At 66.8% G+C, this 26,767-nt stretch carries 23 protein-coding genes, 1 pseudogene, 1 riboswitch and 1 other annotated feature; of the genes and pseudogenes, 12 read left to right on the top strand and 12 right to left on the bottom strand.

Annotation, left to right across the window (positions count from 1 at the left end; genetic code table 11):
* Nucleotides 1-155 precede the first annotated feature (155 nt).
* Nucleotides 156-1,391, top strand: a complete 1,236-nt coding sequence (locus ASF22_RS13805; protein ID WP_056265327.1) for an MFS transporter — start codon at nt 156-158, stop codon at nt 1,389-1,391.
* Nucleotides 1,392-1,926: 535 nt separating this feature from the next.
* Here ASF22_RS13805 and ASF22_RS13800 read toward each other — a convergent pair.
* Genes ASF22_RS13800 through ASF22_RS13780 form a run of 5 tightly spaced genes read right to left on the bottom strand, consistent with a single transcriptional unit; the run spans nt 1,927 to nt 5,743 of the window.
* Nucleotides 1,927-3,099: an MFS transporter gene (locus ASF22_RS13800; RefSeq protein WP_056265324.1), complete on the bottom strand. Its 1,173-nt coding sequence runs from the start codon at nt 3,097-3,099 to the stop codon at nt 1,927-1,929.
* Nucleotides 3,100-3,106: 7 nt separating this feature from the next.
* Nucleotides 3,107-4,402, bottom strand: coding sequence for an arsenic transporter (locus ASF22_RS13795; protein WP_056265321.1), 1,296 nt, complete (start codon nt 4,400-4,402; stop codon nt 3,107-3,109).
* 36 nt (nt 4,403-4,438) lie between these two features.
* Nucleotides 4,439-4,864, bottom strand: coding sequence for an arsenate reductase (glutaredoxin) (gene arsC / locus ASF22_RS13790; protein ID WP_056265317.1), 426 nt, complete (start codon nt 4,862-4,864; stop codon nt 4,439-4,441).
* The gene (locus tag ASF22_RS13785; protein WP_056265314.1) at nt 4,864-5,391 is read right to left on the bottom strand and encodes an arsenate reductase ArsC; all 528 of its coding nucleotides are present in this window, start codon (nt 5,389-5,391) and stop codon (nt 4,864-4,866) included. The genes arsC and ASF22_RS13785 overlap by 1 nt, the downstream gene beginning before the upstream one ends.
* Nucleotides 5,384-5,743, bottom strand: a complete 360-nt coding sequence (locus ASF22_RS13780) for a metalloregulator ArsR/SmtB family transcription factor (protein WP_056265365.1) — start codon at nt 5,741-5,743, stop codon at nt 5,384-5,386. The genes ASF22_RS13785 and ASF22_RS13780 overlap by 8 nt, the downstream gene beginning before the upstream one ends.
* Nucleotides 5,744-5,793: 50 nt before the next feature.
* Here ASF22_RS13780 and arsH point away from each other — a divergent pair, with 50 nt between their 5' ends.
* Complete coding sequence (arsH, locus tag ASF22_RS13775) at nt 5,794-6,540, top strand: arsenical resistance protein ArsH (RefSeq protein ID WP_056265310.1); 747 nt, start codon at nt 5,794-5,796, stop codon at nt 6,538-6,540.
* A 178-nt stretch (nt 6,541-6,718) separates the two neighbouring features.
* Here the strand turns inward: arsH and crcB are convergent, their stop codons facing one another.
* Entirely contained in the window at nt 6,719-7,219 is a 501-nt protein-coding gene (gene crcB / locus ASF22_RS13770; protein ID WP_348271147.1) for a fluoride efflux transporter CrcB, read from the bottom strand.
* A riboswitch (Fluoride riboswitch) is annotated at nt 7,193-7,255 on the bottom strand. Its footprint overlaps the gene before it by 27 nt.
* Before the next feature lie 136 nt (nt 7,256-7,391).
* A complete protein-coding gene (gene nhaA, locus ASF22_RS13765) occupies nt 7,392-8,597 on the bottom strand; it encodes a Na+/H+ antiporter NhaA (protein ID WP_056265305.1) in 1,206 nt (401 codons plus the stop codon).
* 31 nt (nt 8,598-8,628) lie between these two features.
* Here nhaA and ASF22_RS13760 point away from each other — a divergent pair, with 31 nt between their 5' ends.
* Nucleotides 8,629-9,630, top strand: a complete 1,002-nt coding sequence (locus ASF22_RS13760) for a LysR substrate-binding domain-containing protein (RefSeq protein ID WP_162239566.1) — start codon at nt 8,629-8,631, stop codon at nt 9,628-9,630.
* A 144-nt stretch (nt 9,631-9,774) separates the two neighbouring features.
* Here the strand turns inward: ASF22_RS13760 and ASF22_RS13755 are convergent, their stop codons facing one another.
* Together ASF22_RS13755 and ASF22_RS13750 are read right to left on the bottom strand one after the other, a co-directional pair.
* Nucleotides 9,775-10,326 carry a DUF2147 domain-containing protein gene (locus ASF22_RS13755; RefSeq protein WP_056265300.1) on the bottom strand — a complete coding sequence of 184 codons (552 nt, stop codon included), beginning with the start codon at nt 10,324-10,326 and terminating at the stop codon, nt 9,775-9,777.
* 94 nt (nt 10,327-10,420) lie between these two features.
* Nucleotides 10,421-11,902: a SulP family inorganic anion transporter gene (locus ASF22_RS13750; protein ID WP_056265297.1), complete on the bottom strand. Its 1,482-nt coding sequence runs from the start codon at nt 11,900-11,902 to the stop codon at nt 10,421-10,423.
* 114 nt (nt 11,903-12,016) lie between these two features.
* Nucleotides 12,017-12,072, bottom strand: a sequence feature (sul1 is cis-regulatory element that is thought to sense ions involved in sulfur or methionine metabolism; They are found in Alphaproteobacteria).
* A 340-nt stretch (nt 12,073-12,412) separates the two neighbouring features.
* On the opposite strand from ASF22_RS13750, the pseudogene ASF22_RS13735 reads away from it, so the two are divergent.
* From ASF22_RS13735 to ASF22_RS13725, 3 genes and pseudogenes are all read left to right on the top strand, one after another.
* Nucleotides 12,413-12,886, top strand: a pseudogene (locus tag ASF22_RS13735) (ABC transporter substrate-binding protein); the annotation flags it as partial.
* A 423-nt stretch (nt 12,887-13,309) separates the two neighbouring features.
* Nucleotides 13,310-14,107 carry a pentapeptide repeat-containing protein gene (locus tag ASF22_RS13730; protein WP_056265286.1) on the top strand — a complete coding sequence of 266 codons (798 nt, stop codon included), beginning with the start codon at nt 13,310-13,312 and terminating at the stop codon, nt 14,105-14,107.
* A gap of 195 nt (nt 14,108-14,302) precedes the next feature.
* The gene (locus tag ASF22_RS13725) at nt 14,303-15,088 is read left to right on the top strand and encodes a pirin family protein (protein ID WP_056265281.1); all 786 of its coding nucleotides are present in this window, start codon (nt 14,303-14,305) and stop codon (nt 15,086-15,088) included.
* 282 nt (nt 15,089-15,370) lie between these two features.
* Here ASF22_RS13725 and ASF22_RS13720 read toward each other — a convergent pair whose 3' ends face one another.
* Complete coding sequence (locus ASF22_RS13720) at nt 15,371-15,673, bottom strand: DUF3862 domain-containing protein (protein ID WP_056265278.1); 303 nt, start codon at nt 15,671-15,673, stop codon at nt 15,371-15,373.
* 59 nt (nt 15,674-15,732) lie between these two features.
* A complete protein-coding gene (locus ASF22_RS13715) occupies nt 15,733-16,932 on the bottom strand; it encodes an efflux RND transporter periplasmic adaptor subunit (protein WP_056265362.1) in 1,200 nt (399 codons plus the stop codon).
* Nucleotides 16,933-17,061: 129 nt separating this feature from the next.
* On the opposite strand from ASF22_RS13715, the gene ASF22_RS13710 reads away from it, so the two are divergent.
* The 5 genes from ASF22_RS13710 to ASF22_RS13690 all read left to right on the top strand — a co-directional run bounded on the left by ASF22_RS13710 (nt 17,062) and on the right by ASF22_RS13690 (nt 24,976).
* On the top strand, nt 17,062-20,232 hold the full coding sequence (locus tag ASF22_RS13710) for an efflux RND transporter permease subunit (RefSeq protein WP_056265274.1): 3,171 nt from the start codon (nt 17,062-17,064) through the stop codon (nt 20,230-20,232).
* A gap of 405 nt (nt 20,233-20,637) precedes the next feature.
* On the top strand, nt 20,638-21,666 hold the full coding sequence (locus tag ASF22_RS13705) for an IS110 family transposase (RefSeq protein ID WP_056265271.1): 1,029 nt from the start codon (nt 20,638-20,640) through the stop codon (nt 21,664-21,666).
* 539 nt (nt 21,667-22,205) lie between these two features.
* Nucleotides 22,206-22,958, top strand: a complete 753-nt coding sequence (locus ASF22_RS13700) for a Crp/Fnr family transcriptional regulator (RefSeq protein WP_056265267.1) — start codon at nt 22,206-22,208, stop codon at nt 22,956-22,958.
* Between the two features lie 348 nt (nt 22,959-23,306).
* Entirely contained in the window at nt 23,307-24,071 is a 765-nt protein-coding gene (locus tag ASF22_RS13695; RefSeq protein ID WP_056265264.1) for a bacteriorhodopsin, read from the top strand.
* The gene (locus tag ASF22_RS13690; protein ID WP_056265261.1) at nt 24,071-24,976 is read left to right on the top strand and encodes a Brp/Blh family beta-carotene 15,15'-dioxygenase; all 906 of its coding nucleotides are present in this window, start codon (nt 24,071-24,073) and stop codon (nt 24,974-24,976) included. The genes ASF22_RS13695 and ASF22_RS13690 overlap by 1 nt, the downstream gene beginning before the upstream one ends.
* A gap of 807 nt (nt 24,977-25,783) precedes the next feature.
* On the opposite strand, the gene ASF22_RS23905 is transcribed toward ASF22_RS13690, so the two are convergent.
* Nucleotides 25,784-26,119: a hypothetical protein gene (locus tag ASF22_RS23905; protein WP_156647722.1), complete on the bottom strand. Its 336-nt coding sequence runs from the start codon at nt 26,117-26,119 to the stop codon at nt 25,784-25,786.
* A gap of 241 nt (nt 26,120-26,360) precedes the next feature.
* On the opposite strand from ASF22_RS23905, the gene ASF22_RS13680 reads away from it, so the two are divergent.
* Entirely contained in the window at nt 26,361-26,672 is a 312-nt protein-coding gene (locus ASF22_RS13680) for a hypothetical protein (protein ID WP_056265254.1), read from the top strand.
* The last annotated feature ends 95 nt before the right edge of the window (nt 26,673-26,767 follow it).

The raw sequence follows: 26,767 nt of genomic DNA, 5'->3' as shown, positions 1-26,767 counted from the left end.
TCCGGTCGAAATCCGAAGGACGGCTGGCGTCCGTTTGGGGTCCCGACGATGCCCTCGCCGTCCCGCCGGGGAACGGTAACGGCGCCGATGGAACGCAATCGTTACATGGACGTCACTCCCCCTAACATCGGCATGGAAGCAGGCGTCATGAGAGCATGAGCGGGAACGTAGAACGGCCATGTCGCGCGGACGGGACCGGGGAAGCGAGGGACCTGCACCCGCGCAAGTTCGACCTCCTCAACCTGACCCTTGTCGACGTGAACGGCGGGCTGCGACCCTACCTCAACGTCTTCCTGCTCGTGCACCGGGAATGGAGTGCCACGACGGTCGGGTTGGTGACCACCATCGCGGGTCTCATCGGGGTCGGACTGCAGGCGCCCCTCGGTGCCGTCATCGACCGGGCGCGCGACAAGCGAATGGCCATCGTGGCCGCCTTGTTGGCGGCGTCGGCAGGAGCCGCGGTGATCGCGGTCTGGCCGCAGTTCTGGCCGGTGCTGGTCGCCTTCACGGTCCTGACCGCGGCAGGCAGCAGCTTCACCCCGACCATCGCCGGCCTCACCCTCGGCATCTTCCCGAAGGCGCGCCTGTCACGCCGGATGGGCCGCAACAGCGCCTGGTATCGGGGCGGCAACGTCTGCATTGCCGTCCTGATCGCCCTGGTGGGCTACGGCTTCCCGGACCGGGCCGTGTTCTTCCTGGTTCCCGCCTTATCGCTCGTCGCCGCCGCGGCGGTGCTGTCCATCCCGCGCGACATCGTCGGTCAGGAGCTCGCCGAGGAGGTGAAGCCCAAGGCGAAGGGCGGCTCCGCGCTCAAGGTGCTCCTCGCCAACCGCCCCCTGCTGATCTTCGCCGCGTCGATCTTCCTGTTCCAGTTGGCGAACGGGCCGATGGCCTCGCTCGTCGCCCAGAAGATCTCCCTGGCGCACCAGGATTGGTCGGCGGCGATCACGTCGACGACCATCATCGCGGCCCAGGTCGTAATGCTCCCCATGGCCATCCTGGTCGGACGACTTGCCGACGGCTGGGGGCGCAAGCCCATCATCCTGTTCGCGTTCGCGATGCTGCCTGTCCGAGCGCTGCTCTACACGGTGTCCGACGACGCGATCTGGTTGTTTGCGGTCCAGTCCCTGGAGGGGGTGAGCACCGGTCTCTACAGCGCGATCAAGCCGCTGATGATCGCCGACTTCATGGAGGACAAGAGCCGCTACAACCTCGCCTCCGGTGCCATCGCGACCGTCCAAGGCGTCGCCATCGCCTTGTCGAACGTCCTCGCCGGCAGCATTGTCGACCTCAGCGGGTTCACCGCCGCGTTCCTCGTCTCCAGCGCCATCGGGACCGCCGCGGCACTCCTGCTGACACGGATGCCGGAACCGTCGGGCACCAAGGCCTGAGCTCGGGGTCGCGACCACGTCGGGCATCCCGACCGCGCCCGGGCGGGGGACACGAGACACGAAAAGGCCCGGCCGCCAACCGAAGCGCTGTTCGCGACCATGAGGGGCAGCCGGACGGTACCGTGACGGTCTTCAGGCTGTTGACTCAACGACAGGGGATGTCGTGCACCCTGACCGTCCATAATGGGTGGGGAGCAGTCTGGCTGCTTTCGGTGACGTGCTGTCCTTAAGCAGACAACGGTCTAGGCGTCGGGTGCCAGAAAACCGGCTCAACTGCTCTCATCGCCAAATCCAAGATTACTACGAAGCCGCCACCAATGGAAAGGGATAGAGAGGCGCTCTAGCGTTTACTGCGAACCAAAAATTAGCATCTCCAATATCATCGCGCTCGTGCGCCACGGTTGAGCTGATAGACTTACATTAATAGCGGAACCAATGATCCGCTTTTGGGTACCTAAGTCCTGTGATCATTCAGCGTATAGTAAAGAGGGCATCTGGGGAAAGCCGGATGCCCTTTCCGTTTCAGGGCACCATCTTAGCTTCGCGGCCGGACATGCCAGAGGGATAGGGCAAGTGTGACGTTCGCTACGGCGAGTATGCTGAGTAGGGCGTAGGTGGCGTTCGCGCCGCCTTGGGCGAGGACCACGGCCCCGACGGAGGGGGCAAGCGCCTGCGCCACCAGCCCCGGACGGGCGAGCCGGCCGACGAACGCGGCGTAGCGCTCGGGACCGAACAGGGCCAGGGGCACCGTCCCACGGGCAATCGAATAGATCCCGTTGCCGGCCCCGTAGAGGACCAGCGCCAGCCCGAAAACAGGCAGTCCCGCGGCAAGCATCGCAACCCCGATAGCGACCAGCAGCATCGCGGCCGTGAGGGTCCAGAGGGGGTGATGCCGTCCCTTGCCGGCCATCTCTACGATGCGGGCGCCGACCTGGGCGGGTCCGATCAGGGCGCCGTAGGCCACGGCAGAGGAGAGCGCCACGCCTCGGGCCTGGAGCAGTGCGATGAGGTGCACCGAAACCATGGCCATCACCGTACCCCCGAGGGTCAGCACCCCCGCCATGAGGAGGAAGGCACGACGCTCCCGACCATCGAGCCGGACGCTCGGGGCCACGTCTTCGGATTGCCCGACGGGACGTACAGGCGGCCGGGGGATCACCATGAGGACGAGGGGAAGCGTGATCGTGAGATGGAGTCCGGCGTAGGTGAGACAGGTCCCTCGCCAGCCGACCCGCTCGATCAGGAAGGCCGACAGGGGCCAGCTTACCGTGCTCGCGAAGCCGCCCCAAAGGGTCAGGGTCGTGATGGCAGGCCGGGCCTCGGCGCCGTAGAGGCGCCCGAGCGTAGCGAAGGCGGAATCGTACAGGCCGGTGCCCATGCCAAGGCCGACAATAAGCCAGCCGCCAAGGTAGGTCGGTAGGTTCGGGGCCAGGCCTAGGACCGTCAGGCCAACGGCGAGGATCACCGCGGCGAAGGCCAGCACCGGCCGGCCGCCATGCTCCCCGATCAAGATCCCTACGCGCGGCGACACGAGACCGGCGACAAGAAGGCCGAGGGACAGGCCGCCGATGACCCATCCCAAGGGCCATCCCGTGTCCTGCGTCATTGGGGCGGCCAGCACCGACAGCAGGTAGAACGATGAGCCCCAGGTCAGGATCTGGACGATGCCGAGGGCCGAGATCACCGGCCAGCGGCGCATCGGGCCCATCGGCCCGCTACCGGGCCCCGAGCATTGGCAGCCAGAGCGCCAGGGCCGCCAGGGTCACGAGGAGAACCGGCGGGGTGATGATCAGGCCGACCCTCATGTACTGGCCCCAGGTGATGCGCTGGCCCTTGGTGTCGAGGACGTGCAGCCACAGCAGGGTCGCCAGACTCCCGATGGGTGTGAACTTCGGGCCAAGGTCGCAGCCGATGACGTTGGCGTAGACCATCAGTTCACGCATCAGCGGTGAGAGATCCGGGGCCTGCTGGATCGAGAGCGCGCCGACCAGCATGCTCGGCATGTTGTTCATCACCGACGACATGATCGCGGCGGCGACCCCCGTGCCGATGGTAGCAACGAACGGTCCGTGACCCGAGAGCCAGGTAAGTCGCTGCGCCAGGTAATCGGTCAGGCCGGCGTTCTTCAGGCCGTAGACGACGAGGTACATGCCGAGGCTGAAGAGCACGATCTGCCAGGGCGCGCCGGCGAGCACCTTGCGGATCCGGATGACGCGGCTCCGGTTGGCCAGCGCCAACAGCACCACGGCGCCGGCGCAGGTCACGACCGAGACCGGCACGCCGAACGGGGCCGTCACGAAGTAGGCGACCAGTAGCAGGGCCAGGAGCGGGAATGCCGCCTTGAAGACGAGCGGGTCCTTGATCGCGTTCCGCGGCGGTTCGAGCTCGGTCACCGGGTACGTGGCCGGCAGGTCGCTCCGGTAGAACAACCACAGCACCACCAGGGTCGCCGCCAGCGACACGAGGTTCACCGGCACCATCACCGCGGCGTAGCGGCTGAACGAGATGTCGAAGAAGTTCGCGCTGACGATGTTGACGAGGTTCGAGATCACCAGCGGCAGGCTGGTCGAATCCGCCACGAACCCGCAGGCGACGATGAAGGCCAGCGCCGCCGCCGGCTTGAAGTCGAGGCGTAGCAGGATGGCCAGCACGATGGGGGTGAGCAGCAGGGCCGCCCCGTCGTTGGCGAACACCGCGGCGATGGCCGCACCGAGGAGGATCACCAGCGGGAACAGCAAGCGCCCTCGGCCCCCGCCCCAGCGGGCGATGTGAAGGGCCGCCCAGTGGAAGAACCCGGCCTCGTCGAGGAGGAGCGAGATGATGATGAGGGCGACGAAGGTGAAGGTGGCGTCCCAGACGATGTGCCAGACCACCGGGACGTCACCGGGGCTGATGACCCCGGTGGCCAACGCCACTGCGGCCCCGATCAGGGCGCTCCATCCGATCCCGAAACCCTTCGGCTGCCAGATGACGAAGACGAGGGTGACGACGAAGATGGCGAGCGCGAGCATCGGGAACGTTTCTTGTTCTTGTGTTTTCAGGGCGGGTCAGGCGGTGGCGACGCGGCGCCCGTGCTCGTCGACGACGCGCTCGCCGTCCTCCTTGACGAACTCGGCTTGCTGGGCCGGCAGGAGGTCGATGACCGCCTCCGAAGGGCGGCATAGGGCGACACCCTTCGGGCTCACGACGATGGGTCGGTTGAGCAGGATCGGGTGCGTCTCGATCGCATCGAGAAGCTGGTCGTCCGTGAGCGCCGTAACGGCCAGGCCGAGTTCCGCGTAGGGCGTGCCCTTCTCGCGCAGGAGATCACGGATCGTGACGCCGGCGCGCTCGGCGAGCTGGCGGACCAGGGTCCGGTTCGGCGGCGTCTTCAGGTACTCGACCACGTGCGGCTCAATGCCGGCGTTGCGGATCAGGGCCAGCGTGTTGCGCGACGTGCCGCAATCCGGGTTGTGGTAGATGACGACGTCCATCACGCGACCTCCGGACGGGGCGAGGTCGCGCCGGCCTGCTGGCCGATCTCGCGGACCTTGGCGGACAGGGAGACTTGGTCGAGGCTCGCCATCGGCAGGGCGAGGAAGGCCGAGATCCGGTTCTTGAGGTAGCGCTGGGCGGTGACGAAGGCGGTTTTGCGCTCGATCTCGCTCCCCTCGACCGCGGCGGGGTCCTCGATGCCCCAGTGCGCCGTAACCGGCTGCCCGGGCCAGTACGGGCAAGCCTCGCCGGCGGCGTTGTCACAGACCGTGAAGACGAAATCCATGACCGGTGCGTCGGGCTTGGCGAACTCGTCCCACGACTTCGAGTGCATGCCCTCGGTCGGATAGTCGCTCTCGCGCAGGACCTGGAGCGCCATCGGGTTCACCTCCGGCTTGGGCTGGCTGCCGGCGGAGAAAGAGCGAAAGCGACCCTTGCCGTCCTTGGCCAGCATCGCCTCGGCGAGGATCGAGCGGGCGGAGTTGCCGGTGCAGAGGAACAGGACGTTGTAGACGCGGTCAGGCATGGACGGTGTCTCCGGTTGGCGGGCAGCAGGCGGCGAGGGCCGCGACGGCGGGGGCACAGACCTCGGGCCGGCCCTGGCAACAGTCGCGCATCAGGAACTGGATGAGCTCGGAGAGGTCCGGGTAGGCGGCGCTGTAGATGATCGAGCGCCCCTCCCGTCGGGAGGTGACCAGCCCCGAATGGCTGAGCTCCTTAAGGTGGAACGACAGGTTGGTGCCCGACACGCCGACCGCCTCTGCCAGCATGCCGGCCGCCATGCCCTCCGGCCCGGCGGTGACGAGCTGGCGCACGATGCGCAGGCGATGCTCCTGGCCGAGGGCCGCGAAGGCGGCGACGGCTTGCCGTTCGTCCATCATGATGTCAATATCTCAACCATCGTTGAAACGTAGAGGAACGAAACGTCTTGGACAAGCCCCACCAGCCCTTCGCCGATGGAATGCCGAACCTGGGCGAGGGGCACTTCGTGGTCCCGACGACCGACGCCCTGCGGGTGGCGACGCCGTTCACCCATGCCCCACGCTTCCTGATCCTGTACGGGTCGCTCCGGGAGCGTTCGTTCAGCCGCTTCCTCGCCTACGAGGCCGCGCGCCTGCTGGAGGCGATGGGAGGCGAGGTGCGGATCTACGACGCGCACGGCCTGCCGCTTCCCGACGACGCCACGGCCGACCACCCCAAGGTGCAGGAGCTCAGAAACCTATCGATCTGGTCCGAGGGCCATGTCTGGGTCAGCCCCGAGCGGCACGGCGCCATGACCGGTGTCATCAAAAGCCAGATCGACTGGCTCCCCCTGTCGGAAGGGTCGGTGCGCCCGACGCAAGGGCGGACCCTGGCCGTGATGCAGGTCTCGGGCGGCTCGCAATCGTTCAACGCCGTCAACGGCCTGCGCGTGCTGGGACGCTGGATGCGGATGATCACCATCCCGAACCAATCCTCGGTGCCAATGGCCTACAAGGAGTTCGACGACGCCGGCCGGATGAAGCCCGGCCCTCTTTACGACCGTGTCGTCGACGTCTGCGAGGAGCTGATGAAGTTCACCTTGCTGACGCGCGAGCGGTCCGACCACCTCGTAGACCGCTACTCCGAGCGCAAGGAACGGGAGCCGGAGCGGCTCAAGGACGTCGCCGCCGACATCGGCTTCGTCAGGCGCTGAGCCATCGACGGACGATGGCAGGATGACCCCTGGTCCGTTGGCCGAGGCAAGTCCCCTACCTCCGCTGCAGCTTGCTCGAAGCTTTGCCTGCGTATCCGCATAGCCATCGCATGGAATGCCAAGGGGGGGACGTGCCGTCAACGCGCCGGTCACTTCCACCCTCGGCGGATGAGCCCTGTCAGTCGAGGACGAGCCGCATCAGGGCCAGGCCCGCGAACAGGGCGGCGACGCCGATCACGACGGAACCGAGGGCATAGACGAATGCCGCCCCCCATTCGCCCCGCTCCTGCAGAAGGGCGGTCTCCAGCGCATAGGTTGAAAAGGTGGTGAACCCGCCGATGACGCCGGTGGTCAGGAACAGCCGGAGCGGTTGAGGCAGGCCGCCCTTCAGCGCGAAGGTCTCCGCCACGACGCCCATCAGGAACGAGCCGAGGACGTTGATGGCGAACGTCCCGCATGGGTAACCGCCGCCGGCCAGTCGAAGCGACAGCACGCCGATCCCATAGCGGGCGGCCGACCCCAGCCCACCACCGAGAAAAACCAACAGCACGTTCATCCTTCGCCCTTCTTCGTTGAACGAGGGCAGCAAAAAGCCCGCCTCGCGGCGGGCTTGCTCCAGGCAGGCTCCCGCCGCGAGCGGACGCCATGCGCCCTCGCAGCAGGAGCCATCAGCCCTCACGGGCGGTTGTCGGGAAGCTCCATTCCCATCACACGCCGCCTTCTTAACGGCCGGCCTCGCGGTACGTCAAAGGTCGCCCGTCTCGCCGGGAGCCGGGACGGCCTGGGCCCTCGTCCGCATCCGTCCGGTTCGGCGGCGGGAACGGACGACGCAACGCATGGATGCGCTCCTTTCACGCAATGGCGACGCGGCGGCCTCGCCCGGCCCATGCAAGCACACCGGCGCCGAGAACCCCTGACAGGACGGAGCCGACCATGACGCCGATCTTCACGGCATCCTGCATCTCCGGGTGCGTCGGGAAGGCGAGCAGTCCGATGAACAGGCTCATGGTGAAGCCGATGCCGCAGAGCAGCGCCGTGCCGTAGAGTTGCAGCGTGGTCGCGCCCACCGGCGGCACGGCAAGCCCGGTCCGCAGGGCCAGCCAGGTGCCCCCGAAGACGCCGAGTTGCTTCCCCAGGAAAAGACCGGCGGCCACGCCGACCGACACCGAACCCATCGCCACCTCCGGCGCGACGCCGCCGAAGGACACGCCCGCGTTCGCGAAGCCGAAGATGGGCAGCACGACGAAGGCGACCGGGATGTGCAACGCGTGCTCCAGCCGGTGAAGCGGCGAGATCGCCATGTCGTCCGCCATGCCGGCACGATTCCGCAGCGGGATCGCGAGAGCCAGCACCACGCCCGCCAGGGTCGCATGCACGCCCGACTTCAGAACCAGCACCCACAGAACGGCGCCAAGAGCCAGGTAGGGCCAGAGGCGCGTCACCCCGGCCCGGTTCAGGCCGACGAGGAGAGCCACCACGATGGCCGAGGCGCCAAGCATCGGGAGGGAGAGCTCGGCGGTGTAGAAGACCGCGATGATGAGGACGGCGCAGAGGTCGTCGAGGATGGCGAGCGCGGCCAGGAAGACCTTGAGGGAGGCGGGGACCCGTGACCCTAGCAGCGAGAGCACCCCCAGCGCGAAGGCGATGTCCGTGGCGGCGGGGACGGCCCAGCCCCGCAGTGCGTCGGCGTCCCCGAGGTTGAACGCGACATAGACCAACGCCGGGACCGCCATGCCGCCTAGTGCCGCGATGCCGGGCAGGACGCGCCGGCGCCAGGTGGCGAGCTGGCCGTCGAGCATCTCGCGCTTGATCTCCAGCCCGACCATCAGGAAGAACAGCGCCATCAGGGCGTCGTTGATCCAGTGCAGCAGGCTGAGCGGCCCGACATGGGCTTGAAGGGCGGCGTGGTAGCCACCCGCCAGGCCCGAGTTGGCGACCAGCAGGGCCAGGGCGGAGGCGAGCATCAGCACGAGGCCGCCTGATGCGCTGTGATCGAGGAAGGAGCGGAACAGCGAGGGCTTGCGTACGCGTGCCCGGGTGACGGCAACGTCTGACATGGCAATGATCCTGGGGTCGTTGAGAGGCGGAGTGGCACGTTCCGTCCCCAGGCAGAAATCGAAATGTCCGGCGCTTCTTATAGAAAACATCTATAAGGCGAGCATGCCCAGCATCCAGCAGCTTCGCTACCTCGTCGCGGTCGCCGACACCCTGAACTTCAGCCGGGCGGCCGAGGCGTGCCACGTCACGCAGCCGACGCTGAGCATGCAGGTGAAGGAGATGGAGGACCGCCTAGGCGCACGGCTAATCGAACGAACGCGGTCGCGCGTCATCCTTACGCCGGTCGGTTCCGAGATCGCCCGCCGGGCCAGGACGGTGCTTGCGGAGGTGGAGGACATCCAGGAGATCGCGCGCCGGGACGATCCCGAAGCCCTGCAGGGCAACATGATGTTCGGGGTCGTCCAGACCGTGGGCGCCTACGTCCTGTCGGTGGCGATGCCGACGCTCAGGACGGCCTACCCGCACCTTCGCGTCGTGATTCGTGAAGACAGGATCGAGGCCCTTCCCGAGAAGCTCTCGGACGGAACCTACGAGGCGCTGCTCCTGCCGGACCAGCCCATTCATCGCGACTTCACGTCGGTGTGCCTGCTTCGGGAACCGCTGCACGTCGTGCTGCCGTCGGATCACCGCCTGGCGGAAAGCGAGACGATTGCCCCCGATGACCTTGCCGGGGAAACAATCCTGACCATGGAGCGCGGGCATCGCATCCACGACCCGATTGCCGCCCTCTGCGAAAGGGTGGGGGCGATCCACGCGCGTGACTATGCGGGCACGACGTTGGACACCTTGCGCCTGATGGTGGCCACCGGCATGGGCATCACCCTGCTGCCGGCACTCTATGTCCGTTCCGACGTCCTGCGCGAGAAGCTCGTCGTCGCCAGGCCCCTGTCGTCCGGGGCACCGGTCAGGAACCTGACGATGTCCTGGCGGAGCGCCTCTCCCCGGCACAGGACGTACGCATTGTTGGCCCGCACCATCGGTGAGTGCCTCACGCCCTGGGGAATGACGGGGCGAGGTATCCCGGGGTCGTAGGGGTGCCGACCTCGCGTGGCCGGCGCCTCATCCTCGGTCTATGTCCGCCCCGACCGATAAGCGCTCGGACGCCCATTTCCGGGAATGTCGAGGCCGACGGACAGTTTCAAGGACATCCGATGTCCCGTCGTGCCGAGGCGCGGGTCATCGTGCCTTCGGGCTAGCTGGGGCCGGCTTGCCGGTCGCCCATTCACGGTCAGATCTCGGACCGCCATCCCCGTTCGTCGGTCCCTTGAGCTGGCCCGGGACCACGTCGGTGACACGGGTCCAGGTCTGCGTACCGCACAGGACGGCCAGTAGGCAGCCCTTCACCGACAGTTCGGAAGGCGTCTCGCTCCAGATGGTCACCGCGTAGGACTTGCCGTTGTCCCCGTTGTAGATCTGGCCCGAGAACCGGCCGTCCTCGCCCGGCTTCAGTCCCAGGATCATCTGGTGCCCGAGCAGGAGACGTTCCCGCTTGCCGGGGTCGGGGTTCTCCCGGTCGACGCGAGGGAGGCCGTTCTCACCGAGCGGCTTGCTGCCCCAGACCACGTAGCCGCACAGGTTGGCGTTGCCGGGTCCGCAACGCTCGGTCCGGACCCTGGCCCGCTTGTCCTCCGTCAACCAGGTTCCTGTCGGCTCGGCGGCATAGGCGGGAGCGAGCGTCATGCCGGCCGTGGCCAACGAGGCGAGCAAATGCGTTGCGGATTGCTTCATGCGGTCTGTCGTTCTCAAAGGGCATCGGTTTCGGAATGGGTGCGCGGCCATCCTCGTGAGCTGCCAGCGCGGCGCGAGGATGGCCGTCGTCGGATCAGTGACCACCAACTGCGAAGGTCGCCCCCGGCTTGTCGTGCGTGCCGATGCGCTCGACCATGGTGGCCGTCGCCTCGTTCATGCCGACGACGTCGGCCGCAATGCCGTGGTGGCGGAACTTCAGCACGACCCGGTCCAGGGCGTTGATGGCCGAGATGTCCCAGAAGTGTGCCGCCGAGAGGTCGATCACGACGCCCTTGAGGGCTTCCTCGCGAAAGTCGAAAGCGGCGTGGAAGGCCTCCGCCGTGGCGAAGAAGATCTGTCCGGTCACTTGGTAGGTCCGCACGTCACCCTCGCCGCGGGACGACCGGACGGCGAAGAACTTCGTGACCTTGTGGGCGAAGAACAGCCCGCTGAGCACCACGCCGAACAGCACGCCCTTGGCTAGGTCGTGGGTCGCGACCACCACCGCGACCGTGCCGAGCATCACGAAGCTCGACGCCTTCGGGTGGGTGACCAGCGTGCGCAGCGACTTCCACTGGAAGGTGTTGATCGAGACCATGATCATCACCGCGACGAGCGAGGCCATCGGGATCTGGGCGACGTAGGGGCCGAGGACGACGATCAGGAAGAGCAGGAACACACCCGAGAACAGCGTCGAGAGGCGCCCGCGTCCCCCGGACGAGACGTTGATGACGGACTGCCCGATCATGGCGCAGCCGGCCATGCCGCCGAAGAAGCCGGAGGTGATGTTGGCGACGCCCTGGCCGGCGCATTCACGGTTCTTGTTCGAGGTCGTGTCCGTCATCTCGTCGACGATGGCCGCGGTCATCAGGCTCTCCAGCAGTCCGACCATGGTCAGGGTGAGCGAGACCGGCAGGATGATCCACAGGGTGTCGAGGGTGAACGGCACCTGCGGCAGGGCCACCCACGGCAGTTCGCTCGGGAGCGCGCCCATGTCGCCGACCTTGTGGATGCCGAGGCCGAGGTACATCGAGACCGCCGTAAGCAGGACGATGGTGACCAGCGGCGATGGCACGGCCTTGGTCAGGTACGGCAGGCCGTAGATGATGCCGAGCCCGACGGCGGTCATGACGTAGACCGTAGTGCCCTGTCCGAGGAGCTCCGGCATTTGCGCCAGGAAGATCAGGATCGCCAGGGCGTTGACGAACCCGGTGACGACCGACCGCGAGACGAACCGCATCAGGTTGCCCAGGCGCAGGGCGCCTGCGACGATCTGCAGGAGCCCGGTCAGGATGGTGGCGGCGAACAGGTAGCCGACGCCATGGTCCTTTACGAGGCCGACCATCAGGAGCGCCATGGCACCGGTGGCGGCGGAGATCATCGCCGGGCGGCCACCTGCGAAGGCGGTGACCACGGCGATGCAGAAGGAGGCGTAGAGGCCGACCTTCGGGTCGACGCCGGCGATGATCGAGAAGGCGATGGCCTCCGGGATCAAGGCCAGGGCGACGACCGTGCCGGCCAGCAGTTCGCGCGTGACGTTCGGAGCCCATTCGCTCCGGAGATGTGCGAGGTTCATGATGGGTGGGAGACTTTCGTCGTCCCGCACGCGAAGCGTCGTCGATCCGGTGCGGGTGGCGCAAGACGATGGGTCGGCCTCCTCTGAGGTCCGCGACACGGTCATCGTCGATTGCGTGGTCCGGCGGATCGGCGGCCGGAAGAGCCACCCGGGGTTTCACCGGGTCCTGTTGGATGAGGGCCCATAACGCGGTTCGGTGCCGCGACGCAATAAGGGTTCCAGGCCATCGCCCTGGGGGGCGGGCGTATCAGCGGTCTGTCGGCAGACGTACCCTTTCCGATGCTCCGGCGGCGGTGAGGGTGGCGTTGGCCGCGGCGACGTCATCCGCGTCTGGAGGCGTGAAGGGATCGGCGGATGCGCCGGTGCGCCGGCACAGGCGGGCCAAGTAGGGGAAGGGGTCGGACCCTAAGGCGTCGAGCCGTTCGACGGATACCGTCTCGAATCCCCCCTCGTGGAACATCTGGTCGAGTGGCCAGCGCAGCCAGGACGATCCCGCGTTCCAGATCGCGACGTAGCCGTGCGCTCGCGACCGGCTACGAGGAGCGGCTTGCGCGGGTGGCTGACCAGGTCCGCGGGCGACCCCGGCCCCGGTTGTGCTTCGAGGAATGGGACGAACCCCTCATCTCGGGCATCAGCTGGGTGTCGGAGCTCGTGCGCATCGCCGGGGGCGACGACGTCTTTCCGGAACTTGCCCGGCAGGCGGCCGCCAAGGACCGCATCGCAACTCACGAGGCGGTGCTGGCGGCCGCGCCCGAGGTCATCCTGGCATCGTGGTGTGGGAAGAAGGTGGTGCCGTCCCGCATCGCCTACCGGCCGGGCTGGTCGGCCATGCCGGCCGTGGCCCAGGAGCGCATCGTCGAGATCAAGTCGCCCCTCATCCTGCAACCCGGTCCCGCCGCCCTGACGGACGGCCTTGATGCGATCCTGGCGGCACTCGGGCATTCGTTGGTGCTCGACGTGCCTACGCGCCCTGTCGAGAATTAGGGACGCCAGCAGGAGCCGCCGGTTTCAACATCGCTTCCGTCGAAAGTTCACCTGAAGAAAGCATCACGCCTTCGGCGTGGCTGGCACAGGCTCAGAAGCGCCTCGACAACTTATTCGAGGCGGCGCTCGAAGCGTCGATATCAGGCGGACCGGCGGTACGATCAACGAGAGAATCGGTACAGCATCGACGTCGGGTTCGAGAGCGGTCCGACCGCGGCTGCCTGCACCCCGCGCTTTAGTCGCGGTGAGATGCTTCCGGCGTCGGCAGGGCTCGTCAGCAGGCAGGAATGCTCAACGAAATTCGCCATGCTCCGCGACGCCGTTGATCGAGCTTCCCTTCGCGATGCCGCCTCAGAGAAGGCGCACTGCCACATATGGCCTTCATCTCCGACAGGTACCCTCGCTGAAACGACAATTATCGCCATGCGGAGCACCACCCTTCTACTCGCCTCCATCCTCCTGGCCGCCCCGGCCCATGCCGAGCAGGACCTGCTTCTCGGCGCCGACATGGGCTCGGCGGCGATGACCAAGGCCGAGATGACCCGCGCCGACGTCGAGGCGCTGATCGCTAAGGCCGACGGCAAGCCCATTGACCTCTCCGACAAGGCGCTCGCCGGCCTCGACCTGTCGGGCCTGAACCTCAGGGGCGCGAACCTGCGCACCGCCCGCCTCAACAAGGCCAACCTGCGGGGCGCCGACCTGACCGGGGCGAATTTGGAACAGGCCTGGTTCATCAAGGCCGATCTTTCGGGTGCCAAGCTCGTCGGCGCCAAGATGTTCGGCATCACCGCCCGGGACGCCAACCTGAGCGGAGCCGACCTCAGCCGGTCCATGCCCATCGGCGATTTCAAGGGCGCCAACATGGCCGGGGCGACGCTGGTCGACCTCAAGGGCGGCGCCGACATCAAGAACCAGTCCATGGGCCTGATGCGGGCCGTGTTCGTCTCGGTGAACCTCAGGGGCGCAAACCTGAAGGGGGCGAACCTCGGTCGCTCGCGCCTGGAATACGCGGACCTCACCGATGCGGACCTGACCAACGTGGTTCTGATGGGCTCCGACCTGTCGGGGGCGAACCTGACCGGGGCGACCGTGTCGGGCGCCGACTTCAAGAACGTCGACGTCAGCGGCGCCCGCCTCGTGTCCCTGAAGGGCCAGGACAGCGCCAAGGACTGGTCGGCCCGCGTGAACGTCGACCGCGCCATTACCCAGGCGTCGAATTAACCACTCGCCCTTCCATCCCGCATCCGGTCACGGATATCCGTGCCTCACCCGGTTGGCTGACGAACCTCACCACCCACCTGTAGTAGTCGCAACCCGACGACTGGTACCCACTCGTACGGCACCCGCAAGCACCAGGCACGTTATCCGGCGACGCATCCGTCAGGCGGTGTGCCCAGCCAGGAAGCCAACGACACGATGATCCACAAGGCGACGCGAACCAAGGACGATGCCATCGACAGCGACGGGTTCGTGGCGCGGGCCAATTTCCCGGGACACCTGGAGCCGGGGAGCCCGGACCATGGCCTCGGACCGCTGGCGACGATCATGGAATCGTTCCTCGCGCCGGGCACCCACATTAAGCTGCACGAGCACGTCGTGGACGAGATCGTCTCCTGGGTCCCGGCGGGCGTGATGCGCCACGACGACCCCCAGGGCGGCCACCTGACGGTCGATGCCGACCATCTCATGGTCATGAACGCAGGTCGTGGTTTCCGGCACGAGGAGCGAACCCGCGACGACGACCCGCCGCTCCGGATGCTGCAGATCTTCGTCCGCCCGCGTGCGGAGGGGCTAGAGCCCGGCATCCAGCACGGCCGGCTTCCGGCACCGCTTGCGAATACGTGGCGCGACGTCTTCGGGCCGACGGGAAGCAAGGCACCCTTCCACGTTCGCAACGCCGTCCTTTGCCGCGATATCCGGCTCGGGGCCGGAGCGACCGCGACCGTGCCGACGGAGCCCGGCCACAAGACCTACTTTTTCGTCTTCGAAGGATGCGTGTCGTTCGACAACCAGACCTTCGGCGAGGCCGAGAGCGGCCTTCTGGCGGAGAGCGGCGATATCGCCTTGGAGGCCGTCGAGGATTCGGTGGTGCTGGCCTTCGTGATCGACCCGCACGCCCCGGTCTGCCGCGGCGGCACGGTCGGCGACGGCGAGACCGTCCATGCGATGGCCTCACGCGCGCGCCGTGCATGCTCCCATTGAGGCTCGGTCGACGACCGTGAGGTTGAGCAAGTCGAACTTGCGGGGATGCAGTTTTCCTATCCCCCCGGCCTCAGCTTCCGGGGACTTCCCGCCCGACTTCACACTCATGATGCCATCATGCCCGTCCTCGTATGACGGAAAGCGACGCTCAAGTGAGGATTGCGTTCCGTCCTCTCATGATGCGTGGGGGGTAGTCGAAGATGGAGGAGCAACGGGCCAGCTGATTCAGGCTTCGACTGAGGCAACCATTCGGGGGGCCGGCTCGTCCCCACGACTCGACCGTCACAGCCCGAGTTGCGCTTTCCGTGTGAGATGCCCGTTGCGGAAGGTCAGGGTGACGTTAGCGCCATACCGACCCGCCCCACGCCAGGAATAGGTTGCCCTGTGCGTGGCGCCGATTGTCATATGGGTTACCTGCCGGCCCTCGCATCCAAAAATCGTCCGGACCCGCGCCATGCTCATGCCCGTCTCGATGCGGTCGTAGGCCGACCGCGTGGCACGGCATTCCTTCGCCAGTGCGTCCGTGGCGAAGCAGCCGGACGTGAGGAGGGCTGCCATCAGGATGACGGGACGGTCGTTTGGCATGGTGTCCGGTGTCACTGGGGTGGATCGACGAGGTTCGACGATTGCGGGGGGCATCGACCCTATCCGGGTCCGTTCACGGCGTGACCGGCCTTGCCTTCCTGACCGGCGTCGGCGTCCGGTCGGACGACGACTTTCAGGTTCTGATGCATGTCCTGAAGGTGGTCGACCACCACCCGGTCACCGTCCGAGAGCCCATCCAGGATCGCAGTATCGTCGCCATGGGCATCGCCGGTGGTCACGGGCCTCTGCTGCACCGTGCCGTTCCCATCGACGACGTAGACGATCTGCTGCGCGAGTTGCGCATCCAGGGACACGGTGGGGACCAGCAGCCTGTCCTTCGTACCGGTCTGGATCTTGGCGCGGACGAACTGCCCCGGCAGGAAACGCTCGTCGGTGTTGGGCATCAACGCCCGGACGAGACGCCGGGCGGTTCGGGGATCGAAGCGGTTGTCGAGCTGGTAGATCCTGGCCTCGCGAACGGTCTTACCCTCGGCGTCGAGGACGGCGACCGTGACGCTTCCGTCCTTCATCGCCGCCCGGATGGCTTCGGAGTCCTCCGAGGAGAGGGCCATCTGGATGTCGATCGGATCGAGTTGCACGACCGAGACGAGCTGGGTCTGGTTCTCGATCACGAGGTCGCCGGGATTGATCGTCGACAGGCTGGCGCGCCCGTCGAAGGGCGCGTTCACGATGGCGTAATCGAGGTTTAGGTTCTGCCTGGCAATCGCGGCCTCGGCGCCCTGGACCTGGGCGACGGCGGAGGTCCGGTTCGACTGCAACTGCTGGAACCGTTGCTCGGTGGCATAGCCCTTGTCGGCCAGGGACTCGGTGCGGTCGACCTCCGCCTGGGCGAAGGTCAGCTGCGCCTGTGCCTGCGACGCCTGGGACTTCGCTGTCTGCAGCGCGACCTCGAAGGGCCGTGGATCGATCCGGAACAGGACCTGCCCTTTCTTCACGTGTCCGCCCGGCTCGAAGGGCCGCTCCGTCACGTTGCCAGTCACCCGGGCCTGCAAGGTCGCGTCCTGCTGCGCGATGATCGTGCCGGTGTACGTGAAGGCGATAGGCACCTGACGCTTACGGGCGACGATGACCCGGACCTCCAGGGGTGGCTCCTCGGCCTTCACGCCTTCCTTCTTGCCGACGAATGGCAGGGCGGCCACGATCCGGTCCGGCGAGGGGCGCCCGGCCATGTACCAGCCACCCGCGCCCAGCAGGACGATCAGTCCCGCCCCGACACCGTATCCGACTGCTGCCCGCACCAACGATGCTCCCGAGTTCGATGAGGCCGGCCACCGCGCCCGCCCAGCGCGAGAGGAACACGCCTGGGGACGAGACGTTGCATCGCGGGGTCCACGCATCCGGCCCTGGACCGGAAGCCACGTTCCTGCATGTTTGCCCACTTCGTCGACCGGCCGGTGCTCGCCGGCGTCATCTCTGTGCTCATCACGCTGATTGGCGCTGTCGCGGGTCTTACCCTGCCGATTGCGCAGTTCCCGGAGATCGCCCCGCCGATCATCAACATCCAGGCGACGTATCCCGGCGCCAGCGCACAGCAGGCCTATGACGCCATCGCGATCCCGCTGGAGCAGGAGATCAACGGCGCGCAGAACCTTCTCTACATCAGCTCGACCAGCAACACCGACGGCAGCGTCAGCATGGACGCGACCTTCGACGTCGGCTCGGATCTCGACGCCGCAGCCGCGGAAGTCCTGACTCGCGCCAACCGGGCGGAGGCCAAGCTGCCGCCGTCTGTGAACGCGCAAGGCCTCGAAATCACGAAGAGTTCGCGCCAGCGCCTCGGCAACATCGTGCTCTACGCTGACGAAGGCTCCCCCTACGACGAGCTGTTCCTAGCCAACTGGGCCGAGACCCAGGTGATCAAGCCGCTGCGCCGGGTGCAGGGCATGGGCCGCATCGTCAACTTCTCGAACAAGCGCTACGCCATGCGCGTGTGGCTCGATCCGATGAAGATGGAGGCCCTCGGGATCAGCCCCGGCGCGGTCACTGCCGCCATCAGCCAGCAGAACGCGCAGATCACCACCGGCACCCTCGGCAAGCCACCGGTCGACCAGGCCACCGCCTTCGAGTTGCAGCTCGTTACCCAGGGACGCCTTCGTAAGCCGGAGGAGTTCGGCAACATTCTCCTGCGTGCCAATCCGGACGGGTCCGTGGTGCGTATTCGGGACGTCGCCAGGGTCGAGCTGGGATCCGAGCAATACGGAGTCCGGTCGAGCTTCGACGGTTCGGCTTCCGCTACCCTCGGTCTTTACCAGAACCCCGACGCCAACGCGGTGCAGGTGATGGACGGCGCCCGCGAAACCATGAAGGACCTGGCCAAGCGGTTTCCGCCGGGGCTGAAGTATCGCATTGCCCTCGACCGGACCGAGTTCGTGAAGGAGGCGATCTTTGAGGTGGTGCGGACCCTGTTCGAGGCGCTGGCACTCGTGGTCATCGTTACCTACCTCTTCCTCCAGAACTGGCGCGCCACATTGATCCCGGCCATCGCGGTCCCGGTGGCTCTGGTCGGCACCTTCGGGCCGATGGCTCTGCTCGGCTTCTCGTTCAATACCCTCAGCCTGCTCGGCATGGTGCTGGCGGTGGGCCTCGTCGTCGACGACGCCATCATCGTCGTCGAGAACACCGAGCGCCTGATGGACGACGGCATGGCGCCGCGCGAGGCCTCACGGGAAGCCGTCACGGAGGTTGCAGGGCCGGTCATCGCCACCACGCTGGTCCTGGCCGCCCTGTTCGTACCTGTGGCCTTCATTCCCGGCCTCACGGGCAAGCTCTACAATCAGTTCGCCCTGACCATCGCCATCTCGGTGATGATCTCGGCGGTGGTCTCGCTCACCCTCACACCGGCGTTATGTGGCCTGATCCTTAAGCACCGCGACCATGACGCGAAGGACGAGAGCCTGTGGCGGGCTCCTCTGCGTTGGTTCAATCGCGTGCTGGATGGGGCGAGCCGTCGTCTCGTCAGCTCGATTGGTTGGCTGACCGGTCATGTCGCCCTTGTCGCCATCGCCTTCGTCGCCTTCGCGGCCCTCACCGTGTGGATGACCATGGCGCGGCCCTCCGGGTTCGTGCCGGACGAGGACCAGGGCTACTTCTTCGCCGACGTGGTCTTGCCCAAGGGGGCCTCGGTGGCCCGTACCAACGTGATGGTCGACCGTCTCGGGCAAGCGCTGCGCGAGATCCCGAGCGTGGAGCACACCATCGGCGTGACCGGGCGCAGCATCCTGGCCGATGCCATCGCGCCGTTCTACGGTTTCCAGATCCCGACGCTGAAGCCGTGGGGTGAGCGTACCGAGAGCGTCAACGACGTCATCGCCACGGTTCAGGAGCGCTTCAAGCACGATCCCGACGGCAAGGTCCGCGTGGTGAACCCGTCCCCGCTTCCCGGCCTCGGCTCGCGCAGCGGCCTGACCCTGGAGCTCCAGGATCGCAGCGGCACCGGCGGTCTGAAGCTGGCGCAAGCCGCCAACCGCTTCATCGCGGAGATGGAGAAGCTGCCATCGGTCGGGCGTGCCATTCCGACCACGACTTACGGCGTTCCGCAAATGCGCCTGGAGATCGACCGGGCCAAGGCGGAGCAACTCGGCGTGCCCCTGCAGAACCTCTTCGACGCGTTGGGCACCTACGTCGGTTCGAGCTTCGTGAACCTCTTCAACCGCTTCGGATACGTCTATCAGGTCTATGTCCAGAGCGAGGCCTCCGGCCGCCGTACCATTCAGGACGTGGAGGCGCTGACGGTCCTCAACAACCGCGGCGAACCTGTGCGGGTCGGCTCGCTGATCCAGACCAGCTTCGTCACCGGTCCGACGGCGGTCCTGTCCTACAACACCTACCCCACCATCGAGATCGCGGTGGACACCGCCTCGGACGCCAGTTCCGGAACGGCCATCGCGGCCATCGAGGCGTTGGCCGACGCCAAGCTACCCTCGACCTACGCGGTCGAATGGACCGATGTCGCCTATCAGGAAAAGATTGCCGGCGGCTACGCGCCCCTGATCTTCGGCCTCGGTACCCTGATGATCTTTCTCCTCCTGGCCGGGCAGTACGAGTCCTTGCGCCTGCCCTTCGTGATCCTTCTCGGGACACCGATTGCAATTTTCGGCGCCGTCGCCTTCCTGGCGATCCGGGGCCTCGCCCTCGACATCTTTGGGCAGGTCGGGCTGCTGCTCCTGGTCGGGCTGGCCGCCAAGAACTCGATCCTGCTCGTCGCCTTCGCCGAGGACCTGCGCAAGCAGGGCGAAGACGTGCTCAAGGCCGCTCAGGACGCCGCGCGGTTGCGCATGCGCCCGATCCTGATGACCTCGTTCGCCTTTATCATGGGGTCGGTACCGCTCGCCATCGCCAGCGGCGCAGGCGCCAACGCCCGGGTGTCGATGGGCACCGTGGTCATCGGCGGCCTGCTGGTGGCCACCTTCGTCACCCTGTTCGTGACGCCGACCTTCTACGTCGCCTTCGAGCGCCTGTTCGGCAAGGACCGCGAGGAAGCGGCTCCTACCCCAAACGACCGGGCATCCTCTCAGACCTCTGAGGCAGCCGGAGGCTAGCGGTCGTTGATTTCCATGGCTCGGCACGAGGCTCATCATGCCCGAAAAGCGCGGGACGGACCACGGCTACGCCATCAGGCCGAATGCTCGGTAGACGGGAACTCCTATATTCCCACGAGTGTCGACCAGGGCGAGCACTTCCTTCGTGTCCGGCCTATCCCCCATGCGCCATCGCTGAAGGTCCGCTCACGGGCAGCCGACATAAAAGCTTGAATGACCGCACTGGGTCGGGTCCTGACCGCCTGCTCTACGGCCGGGTCGGGTGGAAGCCAGCCTGTCCGCATTTCAAATTTCAGATCGACGAAGCAGATGGGGTGGATGGCTCCCGCTCCGACTGATGGCATCTCGGTGCCAAGATGTGGTTGCTGTCGAAGCAGCAGCGACGCAGATGTAGGAGCCGTTCCCATGGAGATCACCACCGTCGGCATCGATCTGGCCAAGAGCATCTTCCAGGTTCATGCCGTTGACGCAGCTGGGCACGTCGTCGTTCGCAAGGCGCTGAGGCGGGCGCAGGTCGCGCCGTTCTTTGCCAAGCTGCCGCGCTGTCTGGTCGGCATGGAGGCGTGCGGCACGGCGCACCACTGGGCCCGAGAACTGACCAAGCTCGGCCACGACGTGCGGCTGATGCCGCCGGCTTACGTGAAGCCATACGTCAAGCGCGGTAAGACTGATGCGAACGATGCCGCCGCCATCTGCGAGGCGGTGACGCGCCCCAGCATGCGGTTCGTGCCGGTGAAGTCGACCGAGCAGCAGGCGGCGCTGGCGCTGCACCGGACGCGCGACCTGCTGGTCAAGCAACGCACGCAGTTGGTGAACATGATCCGCGGCCTGCTCGCCGAGTTCGGGATCGAGATGGCGCGGGGCCTGCGTCATGCGCTCGAACTGGCGGCCCGGCTCTCGGCCGGAGACGCGGCTGAAGTGCCATCCCTTGCCCAGCGGGTGGTGACCGGGCTGGCCGATCAGATCGGCGCCGTGCAGATCCAGCTCACCCGGCTGGAGAAGGAATTGCTGGCCTGGCATCGGGACAACGACCTGTCGCAGCGCCTGACGACGATCCCCGGTGTCGGCATCGTCTCGGCGACGGCGCTGGCCGCCTCGGTGAGCGAGCCCGAACGCTTCCGCTCCGGTCGGCAGTTCGCGGCCTCGTTGGGCCTGACACCGCTGCAGAACTGTAGCGGAGGCAAGGAGCGCCTGGGCCGGATCTCGCGCATGGGCGACCGCTACCTGCGCCGCCTGCTCGTGGTCGGCATGACCTCCCTGATCCGGCGCGCGAAGGCGACGCCGACCTCAGTCGACCCGCGACTGCCGGCGCTGCTGCAACGCAAGCCGGTGCGTGTCGTAACCGTGGCGGCGGCTAATCGCACGGCGCGGGTCGCCTGGGCAATCATGACCCGCGGCGGCACCTACCGCGCACCAGCGGCCACGGCCGCCTGACAGCACGGAGAAGACGTTTTCGAGTTGCGAGGACGATGAGAGTTGATGGCGAACCGGTCAGACCGGGAGCCGGGACACCCCGCCGAATGTCGAGGGCGTCGTAGCCCGCGAAGCAGAGTGGGACCCAGTTCGCGGATACCATCAGGGCCAGCGGTCAACATGAACGACTGCATCGACAGGCCGGACACAAGACTGCACCCGACCCACGCGCCAGAAGCTCTATTCGCCACTTGCAATGCGGGAGCCATCCACACAAGACATTCGCCCTTCTGGGAGGGGCGACACTCGCCCATAACCCCCTTCTGGGCGGCAACCTTGTGCATGCTCCTACAGGGCGAAAAGCGAAGGCGACAAATGAGTTCGTGGAGCGATCGAAGTGCGAGGCATCCTTCCATCTTTGGGAATTCAGGATGTCCAAAAGCTTACGCTCGGCGCGAACCAGTTTGAGGGGTCAGGGCGACATCGAACGTCGCTCGGCACCCCAACGCAGCGGGAAACCTGGGAAAGGGAACGGTGTGGGTACTGACGATGCTTCCGTGATGGGGATGCTGCAGGCCAAATTGGAAAGGACGTCGTCCCTCGATGAGGAGGATCGGGCGGCTATCCGCGCATTGCCGTATACGATCCGCCGCTTCGGCGCCCGGGAGGACATCTTTCGGTCCGGTGAGAAGCCGACCTATTGCTGCCTCGTCCTGGACGGCTGGGTTCACCGCTACGGGACGCTCGGCGACGGCGCGCGACAGATCCTGCTCCTGTATATCCCGGGGGATCTCCCGGACCTGCAGCACCTGTTTCTGCCCCAGCTCGACCACACGCTGGCGAGCATCACGGCCAGTACGCTCGCCTTCGTTCCGCATACCGCCCTCTTCGGGCTGATCGGGCGGCGCCCCCGCGTCATGGCCGCACTCTGGCGCGACACGCTCATCGATACCTCGATGTACCGCGAGCGGGTGATGTGCCTTGGCCGTCGGTCGGCGATCGGTCGGACCGCCCACTTCGCCTGTGAGATGTATCTTCGTCAGGAGGTGGCCGGGTTGGCCGACGATCTCCGTTGCACGATCCCCATCACCCAGGGCCAGATCGCGGATTTCCTCGGAATCACGCCGGTCCATTTCAACCGCTCTCTGGCCGTCCTACGGTCACGCGGCCTGATCGAGTTGAATGGCCGGACCCTGAGCATCCTGGAGCCGCGTCGCCTGATGGATGTTGCCGAGTTCGACGCGACGTTTCTCCATCTGGGCGACGATCTCACATCGCGGTTGTTCTCGGAATGCCGCCTGCCGGCGGCGTGACGGCGGCGGAGCGTCCCATCCGCCGCCGCCGACGCGCAGCCCCCCTGCGCCGGCCGATCAGGCTTGTGCGATCGGCGGATCGGGGGGCGATCCGCCTCGGGAGGCGGAAGGGCCGGCCGGCGTCGCGGAGGGGGCGAATGTCCCCGAAACGACGGACGGTCGGTGATCGATCCCGTGCCCGTGCTTCGCGTGCCCGGATAACACCTTCGTGAGCGAAAACGACTTCGGACCGGGTCTTGATATTTATCAACACATCGGAGCACACGAAGGACTTAAGTCGTATCGCGGTCGGTGTCGGTCGTTTAGGCCCCGGACGCTGCATTTCATGCGGCGCGAAGAGGCCTAAACATGAGTTCAAACACGATACTGTGGATCACGACCTTCGTTATGCTCGGCGGTGGTCTTCTGATCCTCGTCACGGGTAAGCGCCGCACACCGACGGAAAGCCTGCACACCATCCTGCACGGAATCGTGCCCATCATCGCGGCATGCGCCTACCTGGCGATGGCCACCGGACAGGGCCTCGTGCTTCTGCCGACCACCGACGCCGTGGCGGCCGGGGCCGCGACGCCGACCCGGCTGTTCTACTTTGCCCGCTACATCGACTGGACCTTCACCACGCCGCTGCTCCTGGTCTCGCTCGGGCTGACCGCCATGCGCCACGTGCGCAAGGATTACGGGGCCATCACGGGGGCGGTCCTGGCCGACGTGATGATGATCGTCACGGCGTTCGCCTTCGGCGCCTCGCTCCAGGGCTGGACCAAGTGGACCTGGTTCATCGTCTCCTGCGTGGCCTTCCTCGGCGTCTACTACGTCATCTGGAAGTCGCAGATGGAGGCCAACGCCGCTGAGCGCGACGACGTCCGGGCGACCTACCGGCGCAACGCCGCGATCCTGTCCGTGGTCTGGCTGGTCTACCCGGTGATCCTGGCGGTGGCCCCGGACGGCCTCGGCATCGTCGGCGACGCCGTCAGCGTGCTGGTGATCGCGATCCTCGATACGGTCGCCAAGGTCGTCTACGGCTACATGGCCGTGGTCTCGGACACGAAGGCGACGGACCGGGACCTGGCGGAGACGCCGACGAGCGGCACGCCCCTGCGGCGGGCCGCCTGATGCGCGGGCCGGGCGGGCGGGCGCCGCTCCTCCCGCCCGGCGCCGCCATTCCCTGCGGGATCGCCCTGCCGATCCTGCTGGCCTGCCTGCTCGGGCCATGGTCCGTCCAATGGGTCTGTGCCGTCGGCATCATCGTCGTGCTCGGCGTGCCGCACGGGGCCCTCGACGTCGAGATCGGGCGCACGCTGCTGCGCCGCCGCTTGGGCCGGGCGTGGTTCCCGGCCTTCGCCACTCCCTACCTCGCCCTCGTGGGCGGTGTCCTGGTCGCGTGGCAACGCGTGCCCGAAGCGACGCTGGCGGGCTTCCTGGCGCTCTCGGTCTGGCACTTCGGCACGGAGGAGAGCGAAGGCGGCGGCCTGCCGGCCCTCGTCCGGGGCGGGCTGCCGATCGCGCTCCCCGTCCTGATCCACCCCGACGCGACGGCGCGGGTCCTGTCCGCGGCTACGGGCCTGGCCTGGAGCGTCCCGCCCCCATGGCTGGTCTGGGCGAGCCTGCTGTGGCTGCCGCTGGCGGGCGTGTGGGTCGCCCTGGCCATCCGCGAAGGTGACGTCCGTCGGCTGACCTTGCCGCTCGCCCTGAGCCTCTGCTTCTGGGCTCTGCCGCCCCTTGTCGCCTTCGCCCTCTACTTCGTCGTCGTCCATGCCCCGGCCCATACGGCCGCCCTCATCCGGCATCCCACCCGCGTCCCCCGGGTGCGCGACGCGGCGAGCGCCTGGTGGCGGGCCTTGCCGACGACGCTCCTCACCCTGCTGATCGGTGCGGCCCTATGGCCGGTCCATCAGGGCGATCCGGCGGTCCGGCTCGTGGGCCTCACGCTGCAACTGCTCGCGGCGTTGACGCTGCCGCACATGCTCCTCGAAGCATGGTTGACCCGCACAGATCGCCTCGCTGCATGGAACTCATAGTGAGGTGTCGTCGACAAAGTCTGCTTTCGGGCAACGCGTTGAAGCTCCCTCAAGGACTGGGTTGGGTCGCAAGCGGAATGTCAGCTTTAGGACAAGGGGCTACGGTCCGGTGGTCTCCCAACTCGGTCGTACCGCAGAGGCACGAGTCCCGCGACCAAACTGAGGTCGCTATTGGCGCAGGTGGTCGTGCGGGCATCCACGAACGTCACTTCGGCAGGGTCGAACGTGTGCATCGTCCGCGGCACGACGATAAGCCCCCATAGTTCGCTGGCGATAGCCGGATCAAGCGAACCGAATCCCACGGAGATCTCGGCCCAATCGGGGGCGTCGTCGCAGGCCGTGACGTCCGTCCGCAGAAGTTGGATCAGGCGGGGACCGGACGCTTCATTCGCGGGCGCCCCTGCGTCATGGGCGACGATCCGCGGGCAGGCGGGCACCCTACCGTCATCCCTTCGTGGCCGGGAAGATCTTGACGGCCTGCATCGTGAAGGGCCTGGGCCGGTCCATGAGGGCGGGCATCGCCTCGATGACCGCCAGCCTGGCAGCGTTCGCAGCCACGTTCAGGGCATCCACGATGGCGGACGCGAAGACCAGTTCGACGTAGGCATCTACCCCCTTCTAGAAGGCAAAGACGTCGAAGTCTATTTCAGTCTTGAGACCGCTTATGGGGTAAGGATAGGCGGTCCCCCATGCACCCGGCAACACACGCCGATTGGGGGTACGCGTCAGACGAGTGGTTTCCGACTACGCCTGGACGTACCTAGTTACTCCTGCCCAAGGAATCGCGTTTGTGGAAAACTCCGCGCTCTAGATTTCCAGGCCGAGACGGTTCGCCAGGGCAGCCGCGACGGCCTCGGGCTTGTAGATCACGGCCAGCTTCCCGGCCTCCATCGCCCGATGGGATCGCCTCAGCAGTTCGACGGCGGCTGCACGTATGATCCTCTCCGGATCAAGTGGGGTTGCAAGCCGCCGGCCGGAAGGCGCGGCCGCGAGGCAGTCCCTCACGGCATCGGCAATCGCACGATCCAGGGTCGCCGGATCCGGGCGGCCGGCCTCGGCACGGCGCTCGCGCGTTGCGGCCTGAGCCTTCCGGTTGGCGAGGCGGTCCTTAGCGGTGGCGTATGCAGGAAGGGGCTGGCTCATGAGGGGAGCATCCCCCGGCGTCATGAGAGGCACAATGACATGTCAGGCCGGACGGCACGATGTGCGCACGAGCTCGTGCTTCCCTCGTGCGTAGAAGTGCTGAGTGGGCAAGGCACAATAGCCTGGGCTCAAATAAACGAGGCGTTCACGAAGAAATGTGGACAGCATCGAAGGCCTGTTGACCGGGACTTCCGCCCAGGTGCCTTCTGATTCGGCGAGATCGGATCGAGGGGAGAGCGTCATGGGCGTCGCACTGCACACCGGAATGGACGTTGGCCTCCGCGTGACGCAAGGCCTGCTTCTTGGCGACGCTCTCGTGACCGGCGCTTTCCACGGCGTCCGCCAGCATCAGATCACGCAGGCCAACGCGGTCTCAGAAGTCGCGGCCGAGCTCGCCCGGGTCCGCCGCCTCCTCGCCGGCGCGCAGGCCGACGCAGCGGCCGCCCGGCAGGAGGCCGTCGTCCTCGGCGCCGCCCTCGATGCCGCCAACGGCCGGGCCGCCAAGGCCGAGGCCGGCCTGCAGGCGCTCGCCACCGCGGTCCGCGAGGGGTGATCGGCCCCCACGAGGTGGTCCAAGGGTAAAGTTAGTGCACGGTGGGCCGTTCCGCCACGGGTAGCTTGGCCGGCGGAGCTGGTCGGGCGAGCGCA

This window comes from Methylobacterium sp. Leaf87, assembly GCF_001422775.1.
GTDB lineage: Bacteria > Pseudomonadota > Alphaproteobacteria > Rhizobiales > Beijerinckiaceae > Methylobacterium.
The sequence above is the reverse complement of the archived record's forward strand: the minus strand, read 5'-3'. Positions and strand labels throughout refer to the sequence as shown.

What these genes read in the sequence shown, in the direction of transcription:
- ASF22_RS13680 (WP_056265254.1), top strand. Translation starts at nt 26,361, where the DNA reads ATGGGCGTCGCACTGCACACCGGAATGGACGTTGGCCTCCGCGTGACG.
- ASF22_RS13785 (WP_056265314.1), bottom strand. Translation starts at nt 5,391, where the DNA reads ATGCCTGACCGCGTCTACAACGTCCTGTTCCTCTGCACCGGCAACTCC.
- ASF22_RS13700 (WP_056265267.1), top strand. Translation starts at nt 22,206, where the DNA reads ATGGGGATGCTGCAGGCCAAATTGGAAAGGACGTCGTCCCTCGATGAG.
- ASF22_RS13805 (WP_056265327.1), top strand. Translation starts at nt 156, where the DNA reads ATGAGCGGGAACGTAGAACGGCCATGTCGCGCGGACGGGACCGGGGAA.
- ASF22_RS13780 (WP_056265365.1), bottom strand. Translation starts at nt 5,743, where the DNA reads ATGGACGAACGGCAAGCCGTCGCCGCCTTCGCGGCCCTCGGCCAGGAG.
- ASF22_RS13795 (WP_056265321.1), bottom strand. Translation starts at nt 4,402, where the DNA reads ATGCTCGCGCTCGCCATCTTCGTCGTCACCCTCGTCTTCGTCATCTGG.
- ASF22_RS13755 (WP_056265300.1), bottom strand. Translation starts at nt 10,326, where the DNA reads ATGAAGCAATCCGCAACGCATTTGCTCGCCTCGTTGGCCACGGCCGGC.
- nhaA (WP_056265305.1), bottom strand. Translation starts at nt 8,597, where the DNA reads ATGTCAGACGTTGCCGTCACCCGGGCACGCGTACGCAAGCCCTCGCTG.
- ASF22_RS13705 (WP_056265271.1), top strand. Translation starts at nt 20,638, where the DNA reads ATGGAGATCACCACCGTCGGCATCGATCTGGCCAAGAGCATCTTCCAG.
- ASF22_RS13730 (WP_056265286.1), top strand. Translation starts at nt 13,310, where the DNA reads ATGCGGAGCACCACCCTTCTACTCGCCTCCATCCTCCTGGCCGCCCCG.
- ASF22_RS13750 (WP_056265297.1), bottom strand. Translation starts at nt 11,902, where the DNA reads ATGAACCTCGCACATCTCCGGAGCGAATGGGCTCCGAACGTCACGCGC.
- ASF22_RS13800 (WP_056265324.1), bottom strand. Translation starts at nt 3,099, where the DNA reads ATGGGCCCGATGCGCCGCTGGCCGGTGATCTCGGCCCTCGGCATCGTC.
- ASF22_RS13725 (WP_056265281.1), top strand. Translation starts at nt 14,303, where the DNA reads ATGATCCACAAGGCGACGCGAACCAAGGACGATGCCATCGACAGCGAC.
- ASF22_RS13710 (WP_056265274.1), top strand. Translation starts at nt 17,062, where the DNA reads ATGTTTGCCCACTTCGTCGACCGGCCGGTGCTCGCCGGCGTCATCTCT.
- ASF22_RS13690 (WP_056265261.1), top strand. Translation starts at nt 24,071, where the DNA reads ATGCGCGGGCCGGGCGGGCGGGCGCCGCTCCTCCCGCCCGGCGCCGCC.
- arsC (WP_056265317.1), bottom strand. Translation starts at nt 4,864, where the DNA reads ATGGACGTCGTCATCTACCACAACCCGGATTGCGGCACGTCGCGCAAC.
- ASF22_RS23905 (WP_156647722.1), bottom strand. Translation starts at nt 26,119, where the DNA reads ATGAGCCAGCCCCTTCCTGCATACGCCACCGCTAAGGACCGCCTCGCC.
- ASF22_RS13720 (WP_056265278.1), bottom strand. Translation starts at nt 15,673, where the DNA reads ATGCCAAACGACCGTCCCGTCATCCTGATGGCAGCCCTCCTCACGTCC.
- ASF22_RS13695 (WP_056265264.1), top strand. Translation starts at nt 23,307, where the DNA reads ATGAGTTCAAACACGATACTGTGGATCACGACCTTCGTTATGCTCGGC.